14 protein-coding genes, 1 tRNA gene and 4 pseudogenes are annotated in these 22,887 nt (G+C 68.1%); 9 read left to right on the top strand and 10 right to left on the bottom strand.

Annotated elements, in window-relative coordinates; all coding sequences use genetic code 11:
* Window positions 1-69 precede the first annotated feature (69 nt).
* Window positions 70-144: transfer RNA gene (locus tag ACFC0D_RS03155), tRNA-Met, on the bottom strand.
* 500 nt (window positions 145-644) lie between these two features.
* Between ACFC0D_RS03155 and ACFC0D_RS03150 the strand changes: the two genes are divergently transcribed.
* From ACFC0D_RS03150 to ACFC0D_RS03140, 3 genes are all read left to right on the top strand, one after another.
* Entirely contained in the window at window positions 645-989 is a 345-nt protein-coding gene (locus ACFC0D_RS03150) for a hypothetical protein (RefSeq protein WP_376430734.1), read from the top strand.
* 121 nt (window positions 990-1,110) lie between these two features.
* Window positions 1,111-2,640 carry a PQQ-binding-like beta-propeller repeat protein gene (locus ACFC0D_RS03145; RefSeq protein WP_376430733.1) on the top strand — a complete coding sequence of 510 codons (1,530 nt, stop codon included), beginning with the start codon at window positions 1,111-1,113 and terminating at the stop codon, window positions 2,638-2,640.
* A gap of 423 nt (window positions 2,641-3,063) precedes the next feature.
* Window positions 3,064-4,332, top strand: a complete 1,269-nt coding sequence (locus ACFC0D_RS03140) for an MFS transporter (protein WP_376430732.1) — start codon at window positions 3,064-3,066, stop codon at window positions 4,330-4,332.
* 351 nt (window positions 4,333-4,683) lie between these two features.
* Here the strand turns inward: ACFC0D_RS03140 and ACFC0D_RS03135 are convergent, their stop codons facing one another.
* Together ACFC0D_RS03135 and ACFC0D_RS03130 are read right to left on the bottom strand one after the other, a co-directional pair.
* Window positions 4,684-5,493: a DUF6585 family protein gene (locus tag ACFC0D_RS03135; RefSeq protein ID WP_376430731.1), complete on the bottom strand. Its 810-nt coding sequence runs from the start codon at window positions 5,491-5,493 to the stop codon at window positions 4,684-4,686.
* Window positions 5,494-5,731: 238 nt separating this feature from the next.
* A complete protein-coding gene (locus ACFC0D_RS03130; RefSeq protein ID WP_376430730.1) occupies window positions 5,732-8,875 on the bottom strand; it encodes a BTAD domain-containing putative transcriptional regulator in 3,144 nt (1,047 codons plus the stop codon).
* A gap of 385 nt (window positions 8,876-9,260) precedes the next feature.
* On the opposite strand from ACFC0D_RS03130, the gene ACFC0D_RS03125 reads away from it, so the two are divergent.
* Entirely contained in the window at window positions 9,261-9,830 is a 570-nt protein-coding gene (locus tag ACFC0D_RS03125) for a hypothetical protein (RefSeq protein ID WP_376430729.1), read from the top strand.
* A 1,658-nt stretch (window positions 9,831-11,488) separates the two neighbouring features.
* Here ACFC0D_RS03125 and ACFC0D_RS03120 read toward each other — a convergent pair.
* The 3 genes from ACFC0D_RS03120 to ACFC0D_RS03110 form a co-directional block, all read right to left on the bottom strand.
* Window positions 11,489-13,357, bottom strand: a complete 1,869-nt coding sequence (locus tag ACFC0D_RS03120; protein ID WP_376430728.1) for a hypothetical protein — start codon at window positions 13,355-13,357, stop codon at window positions 11,489-11,491.
* A 424-nt stretch (window positions 13,358-13,781) separates the two neighbouring features.
* Window positions 13,782-14,084: a transposase family protein gene (locus tag ACFC0D_RS03115; RefSeq protein ID WP_376430727.1), complete on the bottom strand. Its 303-nt coding sequence runs from the start codon at window positions 14,082-14,084 to the stop codon at window positions 13,782-13,784.
* Between the two features lie 82 nt (window positions 14,085-14,166).
* On the bottom strand, window positions 14,167-15,684 hold the full coding sequence (locus tag ACFC0D_RS03110) for a SpoIIE family protein phosphatase (protein ID WP_376430726.1): 1,518 nt from the start codon (window positions 15,682-15,684) through the stop codon (window positions 14,167-14,169).
* A gap of 186 nt (window positions 15,685-15,870) precedes the next feature.
* Between ACFC0D_RS03110 and ACFC0D_RS03105 the strand changes: the two are divergent.
* The 3 genes and pseudogenes from ACFC0D_RS03105 to ACFC0D_RS03095 all read left to right on the top strand — a co-directional run.
* Window positions 15,871-16,030 (top strand): annotated as a pseudogene (locus ACFC0D_RS03105) (IS5/IS1182 family transposase); the annotation flags it as partial.
* Between the two features lie 176 nt (window positions 16,031-16,206).
* Window positions 16,207-16,731 carry an ATP-binding protein gene (locus ACFC0D_RS03100; protein ID WP_376430725.1) on the top strand — a complete coding sequence of 175 codons (525 nt, stop codon included), beginning with the start codon at window positions 16,207-16,209 and terminating at the stop codon, window positions 16,729-16,731.
* A gap of 248 nt (window positions 16,732-16,979) precedes the next feature.
* Window positions 16,980-17,813 carry a hypothetical protein gene (locus tag ACFC0D_RS03095; RefSeq protein WP_376430724.1) on the top strand — a complete coding sequence of 278 codons (834 nt, stop codon included), beginning with the start codon at window positions 16,980-16,982 and terminating at the stop codon, window positions 17,811-17,813.
* A 71-nt stretch (window positions 17,814-17,884) separates the two neighbouring features.
* On the opposite strand, the pseudogene ACFC0D_RS03090 reads toward ACFC0D_RS03095, so the two are convergent.
* The 3 genes and pseudogenes from ACFC0D_RS03090 to ACFC0D_RS03080 all read right to left on the bottom strand — a co-directional run.
* Window positions 17,885-18,416, bottom strand: a pseudogene (locus ACFC0D_RS03090) (transposase); the annotation flags it as partial.
* Between the two features lie 125 nt (window positions 18,417-18,541).
* Window positions 18,542-18,702: pseudogene (locus ACFC0D_RS03085) on the bottom strand (deaminase); the annotation flags it as partial.
* Window positions 18,703-20,108: 1,406 nt separating this feature from the next.
* On the bottom strand, window positions 20,109-20,834 hold the full coding sequence (locus ACFC0D_RS03080; protein ID WP_376430723.1) for a TetR/AcrR family transcriptional regulator: 726 nt from the start codon (window positions 20,832-20,834) through the stop codon (window positions 20,109-20,111).
* Between the two features lie 116 nt (window positions 20,835-20,950).
* On the opposite strand from ACFC0D_RS03080, the gene ACFC0D_RS03075 reads away from it, so the two are divergent.
* Both ACFC0D_RS03075 and ACFC0D_RS03070 read left to right on the top strand, forming a co-directional pair.
* On the top strand, window positions 20,951-22,174 hold the full coding sequence (locus ACFC0D_RS03075; RefSeq protein ID WP_376430722.1) for a saccharopine dehydrogenase C-terminal domain-containing protein: 1,224 nt from the start codon (window positions 20,951-20,953) through the stop codon (window positions 22,172-22,174).
* A 53-nt stretch (window positions 22,175-22,227) separates the two neighbouring features.
* Complete coding sequence (locus tag ACFC0D_RS03070; RefSeq protein WP_376430721.1) at window positions 22,228-22,539, top strand: restriction endonuclease; 312 nt, start codon at window positions 22,228-22,230, stop codon at window positions 22,537-22,539.
* 223 nt (window positions 22,540-22,762) lie between these two features.
* Here the strand turns inward: ACFC0D_RS03070 and ACFC0D_RS03065 are convergent.
* Window positions 22,763-22,887: pseudogene (locus ACFC0D_RS03065) on the bottom strand (type I restriction endonuclease subunit M); the annotation flags it as partial.

The following is a 22,887-nucleotide window of genomic DNA, read 5'->3' as shown; positions in this document are numbered from 1 at the left end:
AAGAGGCCAACGCTTATGGATGTGGCCTCTGTCCGACCAGTCAAGGTCGGACAGAGGCCAGATCTTCAGTAGCGGGGGCGGGATTCGAACCACGCGACCTCTGGGTTATGAGCCCAGCGAGCTACCGAGCTGCTCCACCCCGCGTCGGCATGTCCACCTTACGGCAGCCCTGCCCCGGGCGCGCTGGATTTCTCCTCGGCGACCCGGTTCGATGGCGGTGTCCCCCCGGGTGACGGACGGTGCTGTGAGCCCGCTTCGTCACCGCGGCCGGCCTTTCAACAGGACTTCATCGAAAGAGCAGCGCGTTGCACCAGAGTCTGGCAAGCCTCTGGTCGGCCTTACGCAACCGGGTCGCAGTGCCTCCCTGCCCGGCCCGTGCGAGCGCAGGGAGGTCCGGGCGGCAACCCGACTTGGGCGGCGAGGCCTGGGGTGTCCCCAGGGGCACCTCGCCACGGGCCCCGCCGCGCCGGCCCGTCATGGAAACCCCAGAGTGGTTCGCCCCGCGGTCGAACCTGCCACTGAGAAAGGTCAGTCACTGTGTCACAGACCAGCGGAACATCCGGTCTCTCGCCGATCCGCTGCGGCGGACGATCGGGGCGCTACCGCGTCCCCCACCCATTCTCCGCCCAGGATTTGGCGCTCATGTGGGGATCGATCGCGGGCGTCGTGGCCGTGCCGTTCTGCTCGGCTGGGCACTCGACATGAGGGGCGGTGTGGTCCTGCTCGCGGCGGCCCCCTTCATCGTCGACTGGTACGAGAAGCGAGGCACAGCCTGCCAGTTCGACGCGGCAGCCGCCCGCTTCGGCGCGGTGCCGCTGCCGCGGTCCAACGTCACCCAGTTCCTTGTGCCGACCTCGCCCGGCCAGGAGTACGCGCTCATCGGCGCCGAGCTACGCCCCAACGCGTCCCTGCCGCACGGCGCACCCGTTCTCCCGCAGAGCGAGGCGATGCCCGTGTCGACTCACGTTGCCGTGCCGCGCTCCACATGAGACCCCCGCATGGGTAGACACAGCGCCCATGCGGACCAGACCGCACCAACCGTTGCTCAGAACCCTCCCCGGAGCCAAGTGCTACGGGGAGGCCGCTCGCCTTGTCATAGGGGGAAACCGGATGTCGCAGTCGCACGAGCCCTGGTACAAGCACCGCCCGCCGCCTTGGCCTGCGCCGGACAATCCGTACGCGCCCGAGGGGTATGGCCCGCCACCGCCCCGGCCACGCCGCCGCTGGCCGACGGCCGCCGGCCTCGCTCTGCTGCTGCTCGTCGGTGCCGGCGCGTACGTCCTCGGCGGCCGCTCCGGAGCGGAGAGCGCCCCGACGGACCGCGCCGGAGCGGAGAGCGGCGTCCCGTCGGCCACGGCGCCGCCGAAGGCGAGTGCCCGCCCCACCCCGTCGCCCACCCGCATCCCCACCACCGCGGAGATCGCGCAGCGCCGCATGGCCGGCGAGGCGAGCGCCTGGATCGTCGACGACCGCACCGACCTGCCCCGCCGGAACATTCCGACCGAGGACCTTTGGATCGTCGGAGACACCGTCGTCCAGGCCGTCTACAAGAGGGTCGTCGCTCACAGGCTCAGCGACGGTGCTCAGCTGTGGAACGTTGACCTCCCGACCCCCGTCTGCGAGACCCCGGTCAACGCGACCCCCGACGGCAAGGTCGTCATCGTCCTGCAGAACGTCGAGGCCTGGACCGGGACCCGTTGCAACCAGCTCCAGATGATCGACCTGCGCACCGGAAAGGCGGGCTGGCACAAGAAGCTGACCGAGACCGGCGCGGGGGACAACACGATCATTGTGGACAGCGCGATCAGCGGTGGCACCGTCGCGATCGTCCAGAGCATGAAGGCCGCGGGGTACAGCGTCGCCGACGGGAAGAAGCTGTACGACATCCCCATGGAGAACCCCGGGAAGTGCTACCCCGGCAGGGTGGCGGGCGGCACCCGGCTCCTGGTACTCGCCGACTGCGCGATCACCTCACTGGAGAAGGCGTACGACCAGGTCCGGGAGATCGACCCTGTCTCGGGCAAGGTCCGTTGGCGCTACCGGACGGAGCCGGGCCGCAGAGTCGGCCAGGTGCTCTCCGTCGCACCGGCCGTGATCACCACCGCGCATCGGCAGACCCACGCCGAGGACTGGCGGGTCGTCGCCCTCGGACCTGACGGCAAGGTCCGCAGGACCATCGACCCCCGGGCGAAGGGGTTCAAGCACTGCGGCGACTCCGTGGATACCAGTGCCAACGCCCAGTCGTGCCGGGAGGCCGTTGTCGGCGGGGGCCTCGTGCTCCTGGGGGGCACCGACCGCGTCGGCGCCTACGACCTCGGCACAGGGAAACTGGTCTGGGGCGTGAAGGACGAGGGGACCTCGTACGGCTACTTCCCCCTTCGGGTCGGACCGGGCAGGACGGGGGTCGTCTACCAGGTGGGCACGAGCGCCAAGCCCGGGCGGGTCTTCCGGGTCGGTCCCGGCGGCGTGGACACGATCAAGGACGTGCTGCGGCTCCCCGCGTCCACCTCAAGGCTCGAGTTCGGGATGGGGGTCGTCGGCGAGAACGCCTACGTGGGCGACCGGCTGGTGATCGCGCCCGCCGGCCTGACCGGCGACGACGCCCGCCACGAGCCCCGCATGCTCTCCTTCGCTCCGTGACATCGACGTGTTCGGCTTGGGTGGGCGTGCCGACGTCATCGATCGTTCGCTGGATGCGGTTGCGGCAGCCCGAGAGCACGCAGGGCGCACGCAGGGCTGACGGGCATCTGCGGGTTTCTTGAGGCGTTCGGGGGCCACGTACGCGCCGGAGCCGATGGGGAATCCGGTGGTGCGCGGCGTCGACCTTGCGGGCGGAGATGCCGAAGTCGGTGAGCGCCTTGACGTCGCGGCGCACGATTTCGGCGGTGTGTGCGCTCGGATGTCGCCGACGAGACGAAGGCGAAGCGCGCCTCGGCGATGCCCGTTCGTCCTCGACGAGCGGCCTGTCGGCCCAATATCCTGCGCGAAGTATGGACTGGAGGTTCCGGTCGGCGGCGGAGGCCCAACACTGATGATCACCGGAGCCACCAGGGAGCCCGCAGCGTGACCGGCACCACGGAGGCCCTTGGCGGGTCGGCTGCAGTCGACAATGCAGCACGAAGTGTCACGCGCCCGTTCTACGTATACGCCGTGCTCGCCAACACGCTGTTCCAGCGCGGTGTATTCGTCCTCTTCCTTCAGCAGCGAGGCTTCTCCGCCGGGCAAGTGGCCCTACTGCAGACACTGCTCTACCTGGTCAGCGGACTTGCGGAGTTGCCGACGGGAGTCATCGCCGACCGAATCGGCAGGCGTGCCAGCATCGTGATCGGCCAGATGCTGATGGCTGGATGTCTGCTCGGCCAGGGGACGTTCTCCAACTACTGGGTGTTCCTGGCGCTGTTCATCGGGCAGGGCGTGGGCATGGCATGTGTGTCCGGCTCGGACACCGCCCTGCTGTACGACCTGCTCGTGCGTCGTGGTGCAACGGCCAACTACGTCAAGATCAAGTCCCGGTTCACCATGCTCGGGACGGTCACCTCGGGAGCCGCCATCGTTCTCGGCGGCCAACTGCAGCAGATCTCCTGGGGAGTCGTCTACGTCGGTTCGGCGGCGTGCCTCGTGCTGGCCGTGGTGGTGCTGATGTCACGGGTGCCCGAGATCCGCGGCGCGGACGCGGTGGACGAGCAGGACGGAGCCGAGGAGCACGGCGACGCCACAGCATGGCGGGCGATGCTTCGGGTCGCCACGCCGGCGCTCGTGACGCTTGTCGTGGTGTCCGGATTGATGCATGCGACTTTGACGCCGTACATCATCTTTGCGCAGAAGACTCTCTCCGATCAGGGAGCGGGCATCGCCTTGGTCGGCGTGGTCATATCGGCGGGATTCTTCGTCGGCGGGCTCACTCCGCTGCTGTCGGACCGCGCGGACCGGCGCATCGGGTATCGGGTCATAGTCCCGGTGTCCCTCCTGACGCTCGCCGCGGCACTCGGCCTGAGCGGCCTCGGCCTTGTCTGGGTCACCATTGCCGCGTTCCTGGCCCTGGTCGGGATTCCCGAGATCACCGCCGTGATCGTGGACAACGTGTTCAACGAGGCCGTGCCGTCGCGCCACCGGGCGAGCCTGCTGTCGATGATCGCATTCGTGGAGTCGGCGCTCATCGGCATCGGCTATCTCGTCCTCGGCGCGCTCATGGACGGGCTGGGCTCCAGTGTGGGCATGGCCACCTACGCCGCGGTCCCCCTGCTGGCATGTCTCCTGTGGCTCCCGGTGCTCTTCCGAGGGGCACGGGTGACCACCGAGATCGAGAAGCCCGCCGACCAAAAGGCATCCTGAAACAGACCATCTCGAGCAACGCCCTGCCCGATGGCAGAGGCGTGGCGCGGAAAAGGTCAGGACAAGCCCTCGACGCCGACACTCGCACCACGAACACCCTGATCAGAGACCTCCGTGCCCCCGGCGAGCGCGCCTCCGCCGAGCTCAAGGAACGCCGGCTCACACTGAAGCGCATCACCCTGAGCCCCAGTCGAATCGGCGACAGAGCCCGAGCCGCCCTCGCTCTCAACCGCCACTGGAAGTGATCTTCAGTGAGAAAACCTCAATTGGCCGGGAATTCGCTGAGGGATTGGTCGGCGAAGCCCATCTGCGTGTGATCCGTGAGGGCCGTGATGCTCTTGGCTCCGGGCCTCAGGACTTTCGTACGGCTTCGTGCAGTCTCCTGGCCACGGTGTAGAAGACCGGGAAGTTCGGTATCGATGACACCGGGACGTCCATTGCGAGGAGTCGCCGGCCGTCCTCCTTGACGTGAAGGCGGCCGTTGACAGGCCGCATTTCGCGTATGCGGGCCCAAGGGAGGGTCTGCCCTTTGAAGTTCACCCCGTTCAGACTCAGCCTGACCGTGTTGAAGATGAGTTCCTGCCCGCGCGCCACGTCTTCCAGGGCGCGGCGCAGTTGGGTCTCGCTGACCGCCTGCACGATGGCCGGTCCCCATTGTTTGGGATCGGCGAATTCCGCTCCCTGCACGAGGGTGACGATGCCCGCGTAGCGAGAGGTCGACGTCCTGCGGGTGTCGCCGATGGTGAGGGCCACGCCGTCCTCACCGATCAGCGTGTATACGTGGCTGGATTCGGTGATGCCGTTCTTCCGCGAGTGGAGCACGTCCTGGTGGACCTGGACGGAGGCCCAGTCGAAGGTGTGGGCTCTTCCGTCGTGGGTGGTCACTACCGCGCCGTGCTGGAAGAGGTCGAGCCGCGCGTTCTTTCCGCGCCGGGCCAGCTTGATCTTGTCGATCAGCATCCATCCGAACACCACGTACATGAGTGAGAAGGCCAGCACCGGTATCGAAGCGCCGAGTGCCACGACCATCGTGATCAGCAGCGGTGTGCCTCCGCCGACGAGGATGATGCCCCCCAGTACGTACCCGGTCCACGGGGGGCGTCTGGCCACATACGTGGCCTGCTTCGCGCCGAGCCATGCAGCCGTGCCTGATCCGGTCATGCCGTCCCTACCCCCGGGAATCCCGTCGTCGCCACGGTGATGTGGTGGGTCCACAACTCCGCACTCGAACGTCACTCTGGGGCACCCCCATGTTCCGGCGCTGAAATCGGGCTGCAGGGAGCATGAATCGCGAGGTCACACCCTCGGCGCGCCTGCCGCAAGGTCCCACGAGTCCGGCTGACGACCGGTCACTGCTCGTGTCGCGCCACGTCGTCTCGTGGAAACGTCAGGCGTGCGGTCAGGAGCCTGGCCGGTGGGGTTGCCGCACGGTGCCTGTGGCTTCCAGCCCGTCACGTGCAATGCCGTATTCGCGGGCGTGGTCGTCGGCTCCGGGCAGGGAAAGGGCAGCCTGGAACTCCTGCTGTGCGTCGGTGTGACGGCCCGTTGCCGCGTAGGCGCTGCCGAGCCGGATGCGGACCCCCATCTCCAGCCATGTGCTCGTGTGTGGGGTGAGCGTCGACAGTGCCTTGTGGTGGAGATCGACGGCCGAGCGCAGGTCGCCTCGGGTGTGCTCCACGGTGGCAAGCCGTGACAGGGTCGCCGCGAGCAGCGGCAGGTCCTCGACCTCACCGGCCAGCCCGGCGGCCCGCCTCAGCATGTTCGTGGCCACCTCGTACCGGCCGAGCGCCAGCTCGATCTCGGCCACGAAGCACAGGGTGCTGCTGATCGTCCTGGGTCGGCCGTTCTTCTCGGCGAGTGCCAGTGCGGTGTCGTAGTGCCAGAGCGCCTGTTCGTGCCGTCCTTGCCGGTGATGGATGGAGCCGATGTTGCAGTGGGACACCCCGGTCAGCCAGTCATCGGCGAGGCCGGCCGACAGCTTTACCGCCTTGTCCAGGCCCGAAAGCGCCTCCTCAGTGTCTCCCAGTTGCCCCAGCACGATGGCTGTCCCGGCGATTGCGCGGGCCTCTTCTCGCACGTCGCCCCGCGCGCGGCCGTATTGCAGGGCCTCGGCGAACCATGTTCCTGCCTGCCGGAACCGTCCCTGGTAGACGTCGAGGAGGCCCATGCAGTTGCGCAAAGCTGCGGGCATCCGTCGATCAGTGGCCGCGTCCGCGCACGCCAGGGCGAGTTCCAGAGTGGTACGGCATTCGTGGTGGTGACCGTGTCCGGCCAGGTGGTCGACGAGGGCTTCTGCCAGCTGACACGCGTGGTCCGCGTGGCCGCCGGCGGCTGCGAAGACCACGACATCGACGAGCTCGCCACCCATCGAGCCCAGCCACGCCGAGGCTTCCCGCCATCCGGCGAAGGGCGAACTGGCGGCGGCCGAACTCGGGCCGGCCGAACCAGTGGTGAGTGCGGGGAAGCCGCCGGGCCCCCAGTCGCTGGCCATGCGGCCCGCCGCGGTGTAGAGGTGCAAAACGGCGTCGCGGTCTGCGGCGGCTTCTTCGGGGGCTTCGCCGGCCACGCGCCGTGCATGTGCCTTGACGAGATCGTGCAGCCGGTATCGGCCAGGATGCGGTTGTTGCAACAGGCTGGCGTCGACCAGATCCTCCAGGACTCCCTCGGCCTCCTCGCGGGAGCCGCCCAACATGGTCGCGAGCGTGAGCCGGTCGAAGCGGGCGGTGGGGTTCGTTCCCAACGCGCGAAAGCCACGCTGCAGTTCCGGGCCGAGCTGGTCGTACGAGACCCGGAAGGCGGCCTCCACGCTGCGATCCTCGGCCCGCAGCTCCGCGAGGCCGTGCGCGTCGTCGGACATCCGGCCGGCGAGAAAGGCCAGGGTCCAGGACGGGCGGCTCTGCAGCCGGGCGCTGGCGATCCGCAGGGCCAGGGGAAGGCCGCCACACCGCCGGGCAAGGTCACGCGCCGCCTCAGGCTCGTCGTCGGCCCGGGACTCCCCGACGAGCTCGCGGAGCAGTCCGACGGCAGTGCCCGTACCCAGCGGCTCCACCGTGAGCCGCAGGTCGGCGTCGAGGCCGGGCAGACGCTGGCGGCCCACGACGACGACCCGGCTGCCCGGTCCGGCCGGCAGCAGCGGACGCACCTGCTCGGCACTGCGTGCGTTGTCCACGACCAGCAGCAGCCGCAGGCCACTGGTGGCGGCGCGCCATGCTGTGACGAGGTGCTCCAGGCCGTCCGCCGTCTCACCGTCGGCGTCGAGGTCATGAGGCTCGCGCGCGCTGGTCGGGAGCATGTCGTCCTCGCCACGGATCACCCGCAGCATCCGGCGCAGCGCCCGCTGGGGGGTGACGCCTTCGTGGGCGGCGCCGTGTGCATGCAGGTCGACGAAGAGGCAGCCGTCGGGGTAGGCGTCGACCAGTGTCCAGGCGGCACGCACCACCAAGGCGGTCTTGCCGACGCCTGCCGTACCGTCGACCGTCATCACGGACACGGCGTCCGGCGACACAGGGGCGGTGAGCAGGGCGAGGTCCTTCTCCCGCCCGACCAGGCATGCGATGTCGCCGGGAAGTTCGTTGCGCCGGTGGAGGGAACGAGGCGGGCCGGGACGGCTGGGGTGATCGGGCACGCCGGGCAGGCTGTCACGGCCGCCGGAGGCCGGGCTCCCGGGTGATGATTCCTGGGACCCGGCGTGCTCGGGGGCGACGGTTCCGGTTGTGCGCGCTCGGACGGTTCGGCCGAGCAGCAGCAGATCGTCCCGGCGCAGGACGGCCTGGTGTACGTGCCGCAACTCCTCGCCGGGTTCCACGCCCAGCTCGTCGATGAGTTGGCGACGGGTTTCGCTGTAGACGGTGAGCGCCTCGGCCTGCCGGTTGCTGCCGTACAGGGCACGCATCCGCAGGGCGGCGAGCGGTTCGTCGTACGGTTGTGAAAGGGGTACTGCCAGGAGGGTGTCCAGAGCATCCGGGTAGTTGCCGAGCAGGACCAGGCACTCCGCCCGGTCCTGGAGCAGTGCGCGCCGTTGCCGGACCAGCCGTTGCCGTTCGGCAACAGCGAGCGGACCCGGCAGACCGGGCAGCGGCTCGCCGCGGAGCAGATCGAGGGCCCTGCTCCCGTGAGCGAGTGCGGCGTTGAGCTCGCCGGCGGCCTTCGCCCGCTGGGCGCTGGCGGCCTCCTTGGCGACCTCGGCGACATCCGTCCGGACCGCGCCGGGCGGTAGGCGGTAGCCGCCTCGCTGCCCGTGGATCACCGAGCTACCTGCGCCGGTGCCAGGCTCGTCGAGAGCCTTGCGCAGCGCGTGGATGTAGCTGGGCAGGACCTTGTGCCCCGTGCCCGGAGGTGCGGTTCCCCAGACGTCGTCCAGGAGCTGCTGGTACGTCACGTAGTAGGGCGCGCGCAGAATCAGCGCGGCGAGTACCGCCTGCCGTCGCACCGGGCCCAGCGCCAGCGGCGCGCTGCCGCGGCAGGCCCTGACCGACCCGAGCAGATCGACCCGCAGATCATCCCCAGCATCGACCGTGCCCCCGCCCGATGAATTCACGCTCACGCCGAATCCCCATGCCCCGTCCGTCCAGTGCCTGCCCGCCACAGGAGTCCTTGTGCTTCAACAGGACTTCATCAGAAAGCCAGCGGGCCACGACAGAGTCTGTCAGGCCTGTGGGCGCCGCGTCTCCTCCACCCAACGCATGCAAGCAGCACGCCTCACGAACACCAACCCAGCGGCACACCAAGCCCCCGGAAGAACACTTACAGCACACCCGTGCCCTGAATGAGTTGGCTGCGGAACTACCAAGCCCCGCCTCCGCATCAAGGTGACCCAGCTCTCTCAGAAGAGCCGTCAGGTTCAGGCTGGTCGGCTGGTCTGATCTTGTGTCGGGCGCGGCATGAACGAGGAGGGCAACGATGGAAACCATGCAAGCGGGGGTACGGCGATGAAGGGCTCCTGGGGCTGGGCGCACGTCCAGGGAGGGCGGGTCCAGTTCAGCAAACGGACCTACCCGACTGCCGCGCAGGCGCGCGACGGGCTCCAGGACCACTTGGACGTCCAGGACGGCGAGGACACCCGCGACGCCGCAATCCGCCTGCGGGCACTACCGGCCTGGCCCAACGACGTCTCCGTCCACGTCCCCGGCCGAAGCTGGTACGTCCAGGAGACCCACAAGGACATCCGCGTGATCGCGGGCGACACCGTCCACGCCTTCCGCCGCCCCGTCTCCACCGCCGCCCAGCAGGCCCCAGCCGAAATGGCGGCAGAACGGGGGGCGCCGAAGGCCCCGAAGCCGATGGGGAAGTGGCGGGCAGCGGCCGTCGACGCCACTCCCGGCCAGATGCGCCTGCAGGTCTTCGGCTTCATCATCGGCGTCCTCGGCGGCGCCTCCATCCTCTTCTCCGACAGTACCCCCGAAGGCAACAGGTCCTGGGGCTTGCTCTTCATCGCGGTCGGGATCGCCCTGATGTTCAACCGGGCGATCTGGAAGAAGCTGAAAGGACCGAAGATCTAAGACCCAACACCACTGCGTTTATGTTCTGCGGCGTGCTGTAAGCGCCTGGCGCAGGTACTCGACGTGGTCCTTGACGGTCTATGTCTGGGCCTGTTGGGGGCGTCGGCGTTAGGTGCTACTTGCTCGTCGAGTTCTTGCGGGCGCAGGCCTTGATCGATCCTTTGTCGGCGGTGGCGGGCAACGGGCAGGGCTGATGGATTCTCAGCCAGCGGGATAGGCCGGTTCGTTTGGGCTCTGGGACCCTGATGGACGGTCTGCCGGGGTGGAAGCGGGAGGCGCGACGCCAGAGGATCAACGTTTTCGAGACCGAAGATCGTCCTGTAGCCGCGTCCCCATGCCACCCTCCCTGATCAACGCTCTCGCGCGCCACCGTGAGGACGGCAACGAGCCCTGCCCGTCCATCGAACCGCACGAGTTGGCCTCGCTGTCCGAGGTACTGACCGCCGTGCCCAACTCTGGGTATGGGCGGCACCGCCGCGCTGGCGGATCGCATACTGGCGTCATGCCCTCGCCACAGCGGTTCCGGGATGCCCGGCACACGAAGTACGACTTCGTCGATCATGTGCTCGTGCGCTGTCCGAAGTGCAGTGGAATTGCGCATGTGGTTCCGGCCGCACCCGCGACTGACGGCGAGGGTCCTTCGCTGTGCGCGCAGCGTCGGCTCGTCTGCCGGGCGTGCGGTCTGACGCGTGAAGCGGTCGGCGGGCTTCGCCTCTTTCGGGGCACGGGGGAGGCTGTAGATCCGTACTTCGGTCTGCCGTTGTGGTTGCAGTCTGAGACACGTCACGGGTGGCTGTGGGCGTACAACCCCGAGCACCTGGGCTTGATCAGGCAGTTCGTTCAGGCGCCCTTGCGTGAACGGGCTCCTTGGGACGCGAATGTGCGAAGGATGACGGTCATCGCCCGGCTGCCAACGTGGATCAAGAGCGCGAAGAATCGAGCTGAGGTCTTGAGGGCCATCGAGCGCGTCCAGGCCTCATTGTTGAACTAGCGAGCTCAAGCCCCCCTGCCCGGGCGGCAAGCCGGAGCACCCCGGCCCAATTGGCGATGCGCCCTATACGTACGTGCCACGAGTCCTCGGTGAACGGCGCCAGTCGGCCGCTATGCAGGGCATTGGTCGCGGCCGTGATGTCCGCCACCACCTGCCGCTCCACGACATCACGAACCCAGCGTCCCTCCTGGGCTTCCTCAATGGCGGCCGCCCACCACTCCCATGCGCTGTCCAGACGGGCCGCGAACGTATCCATCCCGACAGAGTCCCACGCACGCTGCCCTCACCCGTCAGAGGGTGGTTGGTCTCTCCCAGACCAACTGATCGAGGAGACACCGCCTGGCGGCGATGCAAATGGTGCAACGGTACTCACGGAGGCGATCGCTGATCGTTGGCCTGAGGCTCTGCCGTATGGCGGCCGGTTTGCCGAGATCGTGCCGCCCCTGACCATCGCTCAGGGGCAGGAAGACGCCGTCTTGGAGGAGATCGAGGCCGACCTCGTCGGCAGGCTCCCGGTCACGTCTCATTTCGCGTCGGTTGAACTGTTGGTGCACGACGGGGTGAAGTGGCAAGAGAGCGCGTCGCTCGCACTCGGAGAATGAAGCAGGTCAGAGGCTTGGCTGGTCCGCTGCCGCCTTTGGGGCAGCGGACTAGCAGGGGGCTCCGATCAGCTGGCTGCAGCCCCGCGGCGCCTGAGGGCGTAGAAGGTGATGCCGCCGAGCAGGAGGACCCCGGCGCCGATGCCGATCGGCATCGCAAGTTCCCCCCAGGGCGAGTCGTCGTCCTTCGCGGCAGCCGTCGTGTCGTCGGTCCCGCCCTTTCCGTCGGTCCCACCCTGCTCGCCGGCCCCGTGCGCACCGGAGGGTGCGGTGCCCTGCGCGGCGCTGTCACCGAAGAAGAACACCGGGCCGTCTCCGGAACGCGCCGTGCCGGAAACATCCACGGTCAGCGAGATCGGTACGACGATGCCCTTCGCCTTGTCGTCCGGCTCGGCGATCTGCGCCTGGATGTAGTACGTGCCGGGCACGTCGTATCCCTTGGAGTCGCCGCTCTTCGCGTCGTCCTGCTCGGTGATCTCCCAGGGGCCGCAGACTCGCTCGATGTGCCCTGTCCTGCCCGCGAAAAGCTCGGTCACGTCGTTGTCCTCGTTGCACTGCGTGGACGTGCGCTGGGCGTTGTAGACGGTGACGCCCCACCCGGTGGTGACGGATCCGGGGAAGTCCTCCGGGATGTCCACGCCGGCCTTGACCGTCAATTCCTGCCCCGCCTTCAGCTCCACCCGCCAGAAGGGGGCCTCACCGACGGCGATCGACTGCCGGTGGGTGCCCGGCCCGATCGGCGTGGCGCTGTTGAAGGAGAAGCCGCCCTCGACATCGGCCCCGGTGCGGGGCTCCGGAGTCCGTGCGCCGGCCCCCTGGGTCGTCTTGTCGGCGATGCCGACGAGCAGCTCGACGGGCATCGGCTCGTCGCCGGACCGAGTCACCTCGTTCTCGACCAGGATGCAGCCGACGTCGTTCGGCGCGGGCTCCTCGTTGCCTGCTCCGGGCTTGCTGCGACCTCCGGCGGAGATGATGTTCGCCCATCCCATCGACTGATCGAACTCCCGCAGCCAGGCCCGGGGTTCGCCGTCGCCCGCGGGACCGGCCGCGACGGAGATGATGGAACCGCGCGAGTACCCCACCTCGGCGACGGCGGTGGCGCTCACCTGGAGCCGCTGGTCCGGCCGCTTCTTGACCTTGTAGTACAGGTCGCGTCCCCCGGTGAACTTGTCCAGGTACTGGCCGGGCGTGACCAGCGGAGCGTCCTGGCAGCCGTTGAGGGAACCGTCGACCGGCTTCCCGGTGGCGCGGTAGGTTCGCCACCCCTTGCGAAACAGCGTGCCGAGATTGGCCATCAGCGAGTCGGCGTCGTCGGCGTCCGCGTACGACCCATCGGTCACGTCGGCGATGCACTTCAACTGCGCGCGTGCCGAGGAGGGTGTCCGGAACCCGATCACGTCCACAGCGAGATCGATGCCCTGTGCCTTGAGTTCGCGAGCTACCTCGCACGGCTGCGGGGGCGCACAGGTGTCGTCACCGTCCGAGACGAGGACGATGCGGCGCTTGCCGCTCGTACCGAGGTCCTGGGCTGCCTCGCGCAGCGAGACGCCGATCGGTGTGAACCCCACGGCCTTGAAACCCGCGACCTGCTTCTTGGCGTCGGCACGCGCCGCCCGGTCCATCGGTGTGACTGGTAGGACCTGCTGCGTGTCGGCGCAGCCTTGCTTCTTGTCCTGGCCGGGATAGGTGGCGCCGTACACGCGCATTCCCAGCGGGGCCTGTTCGGGAGCGGTGTCGATGATCCGGGTGACCGCCTGCTTCGCGGCTGCGAGGCGGGTCTGGCCGCCGGCATCGTTCTCGTTCATCGAACCGGACAGGTCGAGAACCAGCTTGATCCGGGCAGGCTCCGGCACCTCCGGCGCTGCGGGGGAGGCGCTCGCGGTCGCGGCCGGCGACAGGAGCGCGCCGAGCAGCGGCAAGGAAACAGCAGCGAGCACGCGTCGTCGGCGTGGCCTTGAATGCATGAAGCTGATCTCCAGGAAGTTGTCTGTCGGCCCCTGGCTTTGCCGGTCAGCGAACGGGCGATCGGGGACGGTGAGACGTGTTCTCGGACCGGGTACCAGCGGAGCGGACGTTGTGCCGTCCCGCCTTTCGATCCCTGTGGGTCCAGGCGGCCGGAACGTCTGTACTGGGCAACGGTCTTGTGCGCGGTGCCGAAATCGATTCATTCGAAGACAGGCACGACACCCCCCAGCACCCCACGGCGTGGGCAGCGGGTGGCTCCGGAGCTGAGTCTTGCGCTGTGTGATCACCCTTTCCAGGGTCTGTGAGTGCAGATAATTGGGCAGTCCTGGCTGGTGCCCGGGCTCAGCCCGAGTAGAAGGTGACTGATGAAGCTGTCGGCCAGTGACCGCGGCCGCCTCAAGGAGGTCCTTCAGGCGCGGCGAGCACCTCGCCGATGGTCCGGGTGATGGTGGAGCGGTCAACGCCGAAACACCAGGCCAGCACATCGTGCGTGGTCCCGTGACGGAGATGAATGAGGGTGGCCAGGAGCCGGTCGATGAGCACCAGCTGATGCTTCGCACCTGCGCTCACGGCCCGCTTCCGCGGCCGAGAGGCCAGCTTGGCCTCGTGACGCTCATGCCGCAACGGACCTACCTCGGCGATGAGTTCAGCGATCACATCGGCTGACAGACCCGTGATCCGGCGGTTGCTGATGATCACTGTATGAGACGCATTCCCTACCACTCGATCATGATCAACCATTCGAGGCCCGACGACTCACCGCCTACCATCCACGAGCTCGTTAGTGTTTGCCGATCGCGCTGCCGGCGGGTCCGTTGCTTGCCCGGGCGATGAGGAGAGCCACGTCGTCGTGGTCACCTTCACTACGCAGGGTGCGCAGAAGCAGGTCGCACGTGGCGTCAAGCGATCGGTGAGGGTCGTCGAGGACGTCGAGGAGCGCGTTCAGGCGGGCGTCGATCGCCTGGCCGCGGGTTTCGACGAGGCCGTCCGTGTACAGGATGAGCTGGTCGCCCGGCCCGACGCCGACGGAGGTGGTGTCGAAAGGAATGCCGCAGCCGCCCAGAGGCGCGCCTGTGGGCAGGTCGAGCAGCTCGCGGGTGCCGTCCGGGTGGAGTAGCACGGGCGGCAGATGCCCGGCCAGGGAGATGTCGCATCGCGCCGCGCCGGGGTCGAAGACGGAGTAGACGCAGGTCGCGATGGTGCCGAGACCCTCCGTGATGTGGTCGAGGTGGTGCAGGACCTGGGCGGGAGACAGGTCGAGGTCGGCGAGAGTCCTCGTGGCGGTGCGCAGCTGACCCATGGTCGCTGCGGCTGAGACGCCGCTTCCCATCACGTCGCCGACGACGAGGGCTGTCTTGTCGCTGTTCAGGGGGATGACATCGAACCAGTCGCCTCCGATCTCGATGGTGGCCTGCGCGGGGCGATAGCGGAACGCGATGTTGAGACCCGGTCGCTGGGGAGGGGGGTGGGGCAGCAGGCTGCGCTGGAGGGTGAGGGCGGTGCGGCGCTGTTCTTCCACGGCGCGGTGCCGGTCGGTGACGTCGACGCTGGAGGTTGCCACGCCCAGCACCTTCCCGTTGGGGGCTTCGAGTCGGTAGAACGAAATCGACCAGGCGTGGTCATTGTCCGGGTCGGCCGCGGTGCGGCCGACGGTGTACTGGTCCAGGATCGGCGTCCCGGTGGCCAGGACCTCCTGCATGGCTCTGGTGAAGGACTCGTCGAGGAACGGCAGCACCTCGTGGACGTGCCGGCCGACATGCTCGGCGGCCGGGACCCCGTTCATCCGTTCCTCCGCGGGATTGACCGAGATGTAGCGGAGGTCGGTGCCCAGCATGGCGAGACCGATCGGCGACTGGGACACCAGTTGTGCGGACAGGGCAAGGTTCCGTTCCATCCGCCGCAGCGTCGCCTGGTCCGTGGCCAGCCCCAGGGCCCAGTAGTCGCTCTGGTCGTCCTGCAGCCGCATGTTGCGGAACTCCACCAGTCGCGTGCTGCCGTCCTTGTGCCGGACAGGGAAGACGCCGGCCCAGCTCTCGCCGTCCTGCATGACCTGGGCGAACAGCGCCAGCACCGTATTGCGGTGCTCCTTGTCGATCAGCAGATCACCCGCGTACCGGCCCAGGGCCTCGTCGGCGCTGTAGCCGAAGAGGATCTCGGCCTGCGGGCTCCAAAGATCGATCCTGCCCTTGGCGTCGAGGAGGACAGCGGCCACATTCAGTACGTCCAGCAAACCACCCGGCGTGGACGCCATCACACCCGACGCGCCGGGATCGCCCTGAGAGGGTTCGGTGGCTCCCATTCCTCAGGCTCCTTTCGGCCGCCGGTGCAGGGTGCTGTCTGCCGGAGCGGGCGATGGCCGGTGCCGTGTCTGCCATCCCATCCTCCCGCTACTCCGCCCGTGCGTGCACTCCAACGGATTCGGAGGTACCCCGCTGGGGTAAGGCCGCCCGCCCGCCCGAGCGTCTACCGGACGCTGCTGTGAGCCGCCCCGCTGCTGCCGCCGGCTCCCGAACGGCGCCGCCGCTACCCCGGGCGGCTGCCGGTTCCCGACCGGGCGACACTCGCCGGCGTCATGTACGTACGGCGGACTGGTGTCGCGTGGGGCGATCTCCTCCGCAGAGACCGTGGGCTGCTCCGGGGTTTCGGACTGCGAGCATTCGATCTCGGTGCCAAGAAGCTGTCCCTGTGAGACCAATCGTGCTTCGGCTCGGACAGGCAGCACCTGATCTTGCAGGTCGGCACCACCCTGAGACACACCGAAGCCATGCCGAATCTTCCACTGTGCCTGCCCCGCGGCCCGCACGGCGCTAGCGTCAAGTCCATGATCGTATGGCTCAACGGCACTCACGGCGCAGGCAAGACGACGACCAGTGCGCTCGTGCAACAGCTGATCCCGGACTCACGGGTGTTCGACGCCGAGAAGGTCGGCGAGACACTCATGGACATCACGCCGGGGCTGCCCGCGACGGACAACTTCCAGCACTGGCCGCCGTGGCGGCCACTCGTAGTCGAGACCGCCCGCCGCGTCCTCGACTACACCGGCGGCACCCTGGTGATGCCCATGACGGTCCTGGTCGAGCAGTACTGGCGCGAGATCAGCTCGGACCTTGCCCAACACGCCATTCCCGTCCGGCACTTCGTCCTCCATGCAGACCAGGACACCCTCCGCGGGCGCATAGCAGGCGACACCGTCATCGGCCCCAACTCCCCGTTCCGTCTCCAATACCTTGAGCCCTACGCCGAGGCGGCCCGCACGTGGCTGCACGCCGAGGCCGAAGTCATCGACACCACGCACCTCACACCCGCCCAAGTCGCCCAGCAAATCGCAGAGGCCGTCAAGAGTTGAGAGAACGACTTTCCCGCGTCAAACCTCGCAGGTGACAACAGGCCCGTCTACGTGACAACTCTCGCGCTTCGGCTCAACAGCCATGTGACTTCGGAGTCGTTTCAGAATGACTTGAGTGGCGGTCTTGCGCTCGGCGATCTTGGTCGGCAGGTGTCCCAGGTGCGAACTGCCGAACCCGCACGGCAGGGCATCAAGTTCGTGTACCCGAGGGCTGCCGGGTGCGGACCTCCACCCTTACCATCACGCACATGTCGATCACTTCTCACATACCCGTTCTCCACGCCGGCGGGGAAACCGTCGCGTTCGTGGAGAACGATGCGCTGCTCGTGCGCCGTCCGCACGAGCAGACACACATCCCGCTGAAGGCCATCAGCCGTGTACTCGCCGAGGGGCAGTCCGTCACGATCGAGCTGACCGTCGCGCCAACCACGGACAAGACACACGTCCACCGGGTCTGGGACGTGGTGGATGACGACGCCGCCGACGCCTTCGCCGACGCCGTGAACGCGGCCCTGCCGGAGCGGACCGAGGAGACGGAGGCGATCGACGGCGCGGACCTCGTCTCGGGCGAGCGCCTGTACCAGCCGAGCTACCGGAACTGGCTTCGCGGGATGAAGCGCGGCGCACTCGTCGCGACCCTGGTGGCCATCGGCTCATGCGTGCTCGTGGGCTTCATGGGAAGCCCGGCCGCCATGATCATCATCATCCCGTGCAGCTTCTTCGGGATCCTGATCCTCACGTTCGGCGCGTTCCTCGCGTACGACCCGGCCGAGGAGTGGTACCTGCGCAAGCACGGCGTCCGGACGGTCGCCATCCGGCTCCAGAACGAGCCCGGCCGGTACGCGTACACGGATCCGGGCGGCGTGGTCCGCACCGTGCGGCACTCCATCCCGACCTGGAGCATCGAGGCGGCGTACGACCCACGCGACCCCGGCCGCGTACTTCCGCTGCGGTCGCGGGGCCGGCGGATCCGGAACGCCATCCTGGTTGCCTTCATCCTCGGTATCGGCCTCCTCCTCGCCGGCGGGGCCGTTGCGGCGGTGGTCGGCGCCTTCCTCGGCAAGTTCGACAGCCTGCCCTGAGACGCGCCCTCATGAGGCGCATCGACCTCAGTCGTGCCTGCACGCGGCCACGGGCCGGATAGCTCATGGCCTTACCAGGGTCCGCACATGTCCGGGGCGGATGGTCCTATCTGATCGTTGGAGAATGAGGTTCGTAGGCGGCAGAGGCAAATGAGGCTGCAGGCCAGTGCGAGCAAGCACTGATGGAGATCGGCGCGTCGTTCGCATCGGATGCGGAGCCGTTTGAACTCCTGCAGCCAGGCGAAGGCACACTCGACCACCCAGCGCACCTTGCCCAGTCCGGAACCATGGGCGACACCGCGTCGCGTGATCAGCGGCTCGATGCCGCGCTTCCGCAGGAGGCGGCGGTACTTAGGCGGCGGTACTTGTCGAAGCCGTAGCCGCGGTCCGCGTACGGACGCCGGGGCCTGCGGCGGGGGCGTTGCCGCCGACCTCGAATCGATGGGACGGCGTCCATCAGTGGCGGGGTTGGGTGACGTCATGTCGGTTCCCGCCGGTCAGCGTCACGGCGAGCGGGGTTTCGTTGCGGTCGACGATCAGACGGTGCTTGGAGCCAGAACGGGCGCGGTCGCCGGGCGAGGTACCGACGTGACCTGCCCGCCTCCGGCCGGGCACGAGCTGAGGGAACCGTTATGGCCGGCTGACTGTCCGGGGCGCGACTCGACGGCCTGCCTCAGGGCTGGCCCTGGTAGGCAAAACAGCCGACCGGGGCCAGCCCTGAGGTCCGGTCACTTTCGCCAGAACAGGTGGTGCGTCGCCCCGCTCGGGCTGGGAACGACGTCCAGGTGGAACCGGTCGAGCAGCTCATCGGGGGACTCCGTACTCCGGACCCGAGCTTCACCGGCGAGACCGCCACGTGCATGGTGTCGACGAGGTCGGCGTCGAGGAAAACGCTCCTCGCGCTCGCCGCCGTGGTGGCGGCTGCTGGGCGTCGTGGACGTGGTGCTCAGTCGCGGCGAGTTGTCGGGGGAGTTCTTCCAAGTTACGGCCACCCTTGCGGCGATTCGGTTGTGGCTCCGCTCCTGATATCAGCCCCTGCAGTGGATGCCCCGGGGGGCCTCAATCGTCGGCGGCGACGATGAGCGTGATCCGCCCGGTCGAGCGGTCGATGAGCACGAACTCGTGGAAGTAGTCGTGCACACGTCCCCAGTCATGAATCGCCTCATCACCGAGCTCGCTGAGGTAGTAGATGCCATCGGCTGCGGCCAGGCGGGCGACGACCTCCCGCTGCAGATCTGCCCCCAGGCTCGGTGGACGCGTCCCAGAGCGGATCCATCCAATCCCGCAGGATCTGCACGGCCTTCTCGTGGCTGATGGGCTCGTACAGGTCAGGCGTGATCAACCGTAGCCAATACGGACCGTGGCGGGGCCCGTCCGGTAGCACTCCGCCACCTGCATAGTCGTCCCGGAACTGCTCATGCCCAATCAGTGCGGCAAGCAGCCCTCTATCGTCCACGGACTCGGCAGAGAAGCGGAGTTGTTTGACGTTGACCCACCGAAAGCCGTGCTCCTTCGGATCCGGGACGTAGCGTCGAAAGTTGATGAAGGTGCTTTCCTCGTGAGCGAGCCCGTTGTCCATTGCGTCAGCCTAGAAGGCAGACAGGGGGGCCCTTTCGACTCACCGGACAGGCTCTCGGGGTCACCTGCCGTGCAGGAAGAAGTGGGCTGGGATGAAGAGTTCGTGACCGGTTGGGAAGCGGACACGCACTCCGGATTCCGTCCACGTGGTGGATTCGATCCCTTTTGCGCCAAGGACGGTGTCGATGTCGACCCAGTGTCCGTAGGACAGGCTGGAGTCCCTGCCGATCACCATTCTGTAGGAGTGTCGCCCGGACAGGCTGTGTTTGTGCACCAGTCCCAGGAAGTGGGGCGACCCGTCCTCGTAGACCACTGATGAAGGAGCACTGTTGCGATAGGTCACCTCGGTCTGCGGCCACCACAGAACTGTGAAGAGTGCGGTGGTCAGCAGGACACCGGCTACGACGCCCAGTAGTGTCCTGCCGATCCCGGTGGTCCGGCGGGGCGGCGCGGTCTGGGAGGGGTGATCGGGGGTGAACGTACTGATGGTGCCCCTCCAGGGGTGGCGTTGCTCCGGACAGGGTGGCCGTAGACGGCCCTGCGAGTAGGACGCGACACCAGGCCGATTGGTTGTCGTGAGGGTGGGATCCGGTGGTGAGCGCTGGTCGCCGCTGCCGCTGCCTATGCCCTGCTGTCGGCGGGCTTCACCAGCTTCGGGTCACGGGTGCGTGTCTCGGGGGAGCGTGGTGCCACCGGCCCCTGGCTGGCCCCGGGCTGTCACCCGGTGCCGGTGGCGTCGTTCTGTGTGGCGGTCAGGCGTGCCTCCGCCCTGTTCAGAAGAGTGTCCAGCACGACCGGATAGGCGCTGAGATTCATCCGGTCCGCCAGCAGGTGCGAGGTGGCGGCGATGTGCGGATGGGTCTCGGAGGGCAGCCGGGCATAGGTGGAGGTCCATATGTCCTCGTCCGCCTCCCTGACCTCGTCCTTGATGGCCAGCGCGCCCGCGTCCAGGGAGGCGAAGGCGAGAGCCAGGTCGATGAAGGCGTGGTACACGCCGACGGCGTCCGCGTCGCCGAAGCCTGCGCCCCGCAGGATGCCGAGGATTGTCTCGTCCACTTCGATCTCCCGTGGGCGGCCGGTGACGCGGCTGGCGGTCAGCTGGGCGGCCTGGGGGTGGGCGAGGTAGGAAGCGTGGATGGCCAGGCCCAGAGAACGCAGGTCGGCATGCCAGTTCCCGGTGGCTGTCCAGCTGTCCAGAGCCCGTCCCATCAGCTCCTCGCCGATGGCCCGGGTCAGGCCGTCCAGGCCGGCGAAGTACCTGTACACGGTGCTCGGATCGGCGCCGAGAGCGGCACCGAGCCGGCGTGCGGTCAGTCCGGCACTTCCGTGCTCGCGCAGCATCCGCAGCGCCGTCTGCACGATCAGCTTCTCCGACAGCACGGTGCCCTGCCGGGTCGGCCGTCGCCTGCGCCGTTCCGCCTCCGCAACCACCTTCTTCGGCATCGCCTCGCCACCTCATCCAGCCTTATGCCAACACCGTAGACCTTAACTGTCGGGATCGTGTTGCATCAGGGTGTTCCCGGGTGTTCGCCGGGACCGTCTCGACGAAATGGTGTGACATGCGTGTACTTCTCGTGGGTGCGGGCGGCGTCGGAACCGCCGTCTCCCGTATCGCGGCCCGCCGTGGCTTTCTGACCCACATGGTCGTCGCCGACTATGATCCGGCCCGCGCGGAGGCTGCCGTGGCCGCGCTGGACGACCGAGCCGGCCGGTTCAGCGCGCACCGCCTGGACGCCTCCGACGAGGCGGCGGTCCGTCGTCTCCTCGCCGAGGAAGACTGCGACGTATTGCTGAACGCCACCGACCCCAGGTTCGTGATGCCGCTGTTCAACGCGGCCCTCGCCGCGGGCGCGCACTACGTCGACATGGCGATGTCGCTGTCCGTGCCGCACCCCACCACCCCGTACGAACAGTGCGGGGTCAAGCTCGGCGAAGAGCAGTTCGCCCTGGCCGAGGCCTGGGAGAAGTCGGACCGTCTTGCCTTGGTCGGCATGGGTGTGGAGCCGGGCCTGTCGGACGTGTTCGCCCGGTACGCGGCCGATGAACTCTTCGACGAGGTCGAGGAGATCGGCGTCCGCGACGGCGCGAATCTCACCGTGGAGGGCTACGACTTCGCGCCCTCCTTCAGCGTCTGGACCACCATCGAGGAGTGCCTCAACCCGCCCGTCGTCTATGAGAAGGGCCGCGGCTGGTTCACCACGGCTCCCTTCAGTGAGCCGGAGGTCTTCGACTTCCCCGAGGGCATCGGCCCGGTGGAGTGCGTGAACGTCGAGCACGAAGAGGTTCTGCTCATGCCCCGCTGGCTGGACGCCCGACGGGTGACGTTCAAGTACGGCCTCGGCGACGACTTCATCGCCAAACTGAAGACTCTCCGCGACCTGGGGCTCGACTCCACGGCCAAGGTCACCGTGCCCGGCGCGGACGGGCCGGTCCAGGTCTCCCCGCGCGACGTGGTCGCCGCCTGTCTGCCCGACCCGGCCACGCTGGGCGACCGTATGAAGGGCAAGACCTGCGCGGGCACCTGGGTCAAGGGAACCAAGGACGGCACGGCGCGGGAGGTGTACCTATACCACGTCGTCGACAACGAGTGGACGATGCGCGAGTACGGCTCCCAAGCAGTGGTCTGGCAGACCGCCATCAACCCGGTGATCGCCCTGGAGCTGATCGCGGAAGGGACATGGAAGGCAAGCGGCGTCCTCGGCCCCGAAGCGCTGCCACCCCAGCCGTTCCTTGATCTGCTCGGCGCGTACGGGGCTCCGTGGGGGCTGCGCGAGGAGCGCTGAACCGCCCGCTCCTGCAACCAAGCGCCGCCACAGCGCGGCGCCGACTTGGGGCTGTGGGCCGGTTGCCGGATGGCCGGAAGATCGTGGTGCAGTGCAAGCGCTATGCGAAGCACCGCACCGTTGGCTGCCCGGACCTCCAGAAGTTCAACGGCACAGCCCGCAGCGAACACGGAGCGGCCATCCCGCTCTTCGTCGCCTCGTGCAAGGTCACCAAGCAGGCCAGGGCCTTCGCCGCCCGCCACGCCCTGGTCCTCGTCGACGTAGACCTTCTCGGGTTCTGGAAAGGTGGCACGGCCCTGACCGCGCTCCTCGACTTGGACATCGGCCGATCCGGAAACAATCGGAAGCTGACTCCGGGCAGCTGAACCGTTCGACGGCCTGACCGGGGGAGAAGACGGAGCTACCGGAGGCGTCATACGGGAATCGGGAGAAGTCACCGGACCAACGGGAGCGGCAACCGGCGAGGCCTCGGCGGGCCTCCATCCCCCCCGCCCTGCCCTGCCCCGCCTCGCTCGCCGGCCCGACTCCGCGCCCGCCACCCAGGACTGGCAGCATGCCGCACGAGCATCAGGTGACGTGAGGCAACCGCTAAGTCTTGGTTGGTGTGGCTGTTCTGGTGGCCTGTTCGATCTTCGCGCGGTGGGCTGTACGGGCTTCCTCGTCGATCTGCTTCTCGTGTTCGGCGCGCATCCCGGTGCGGCCGTCGAGGCTCT

The sequence above is a fragment of the Streptomyces sp. NPDC056222 genome, from assembly GCF_042264065.1.
Classification (GTDB): Bacteria; Actinomycetota; Actinomycetes; order Streptomycetales; family Streptomycetaceae; genus Streptomyces.
Note: the sequence above shows the minus strand (reverse complement) of the source record. Positions and strands in the feature narration are given on the sequence as shown.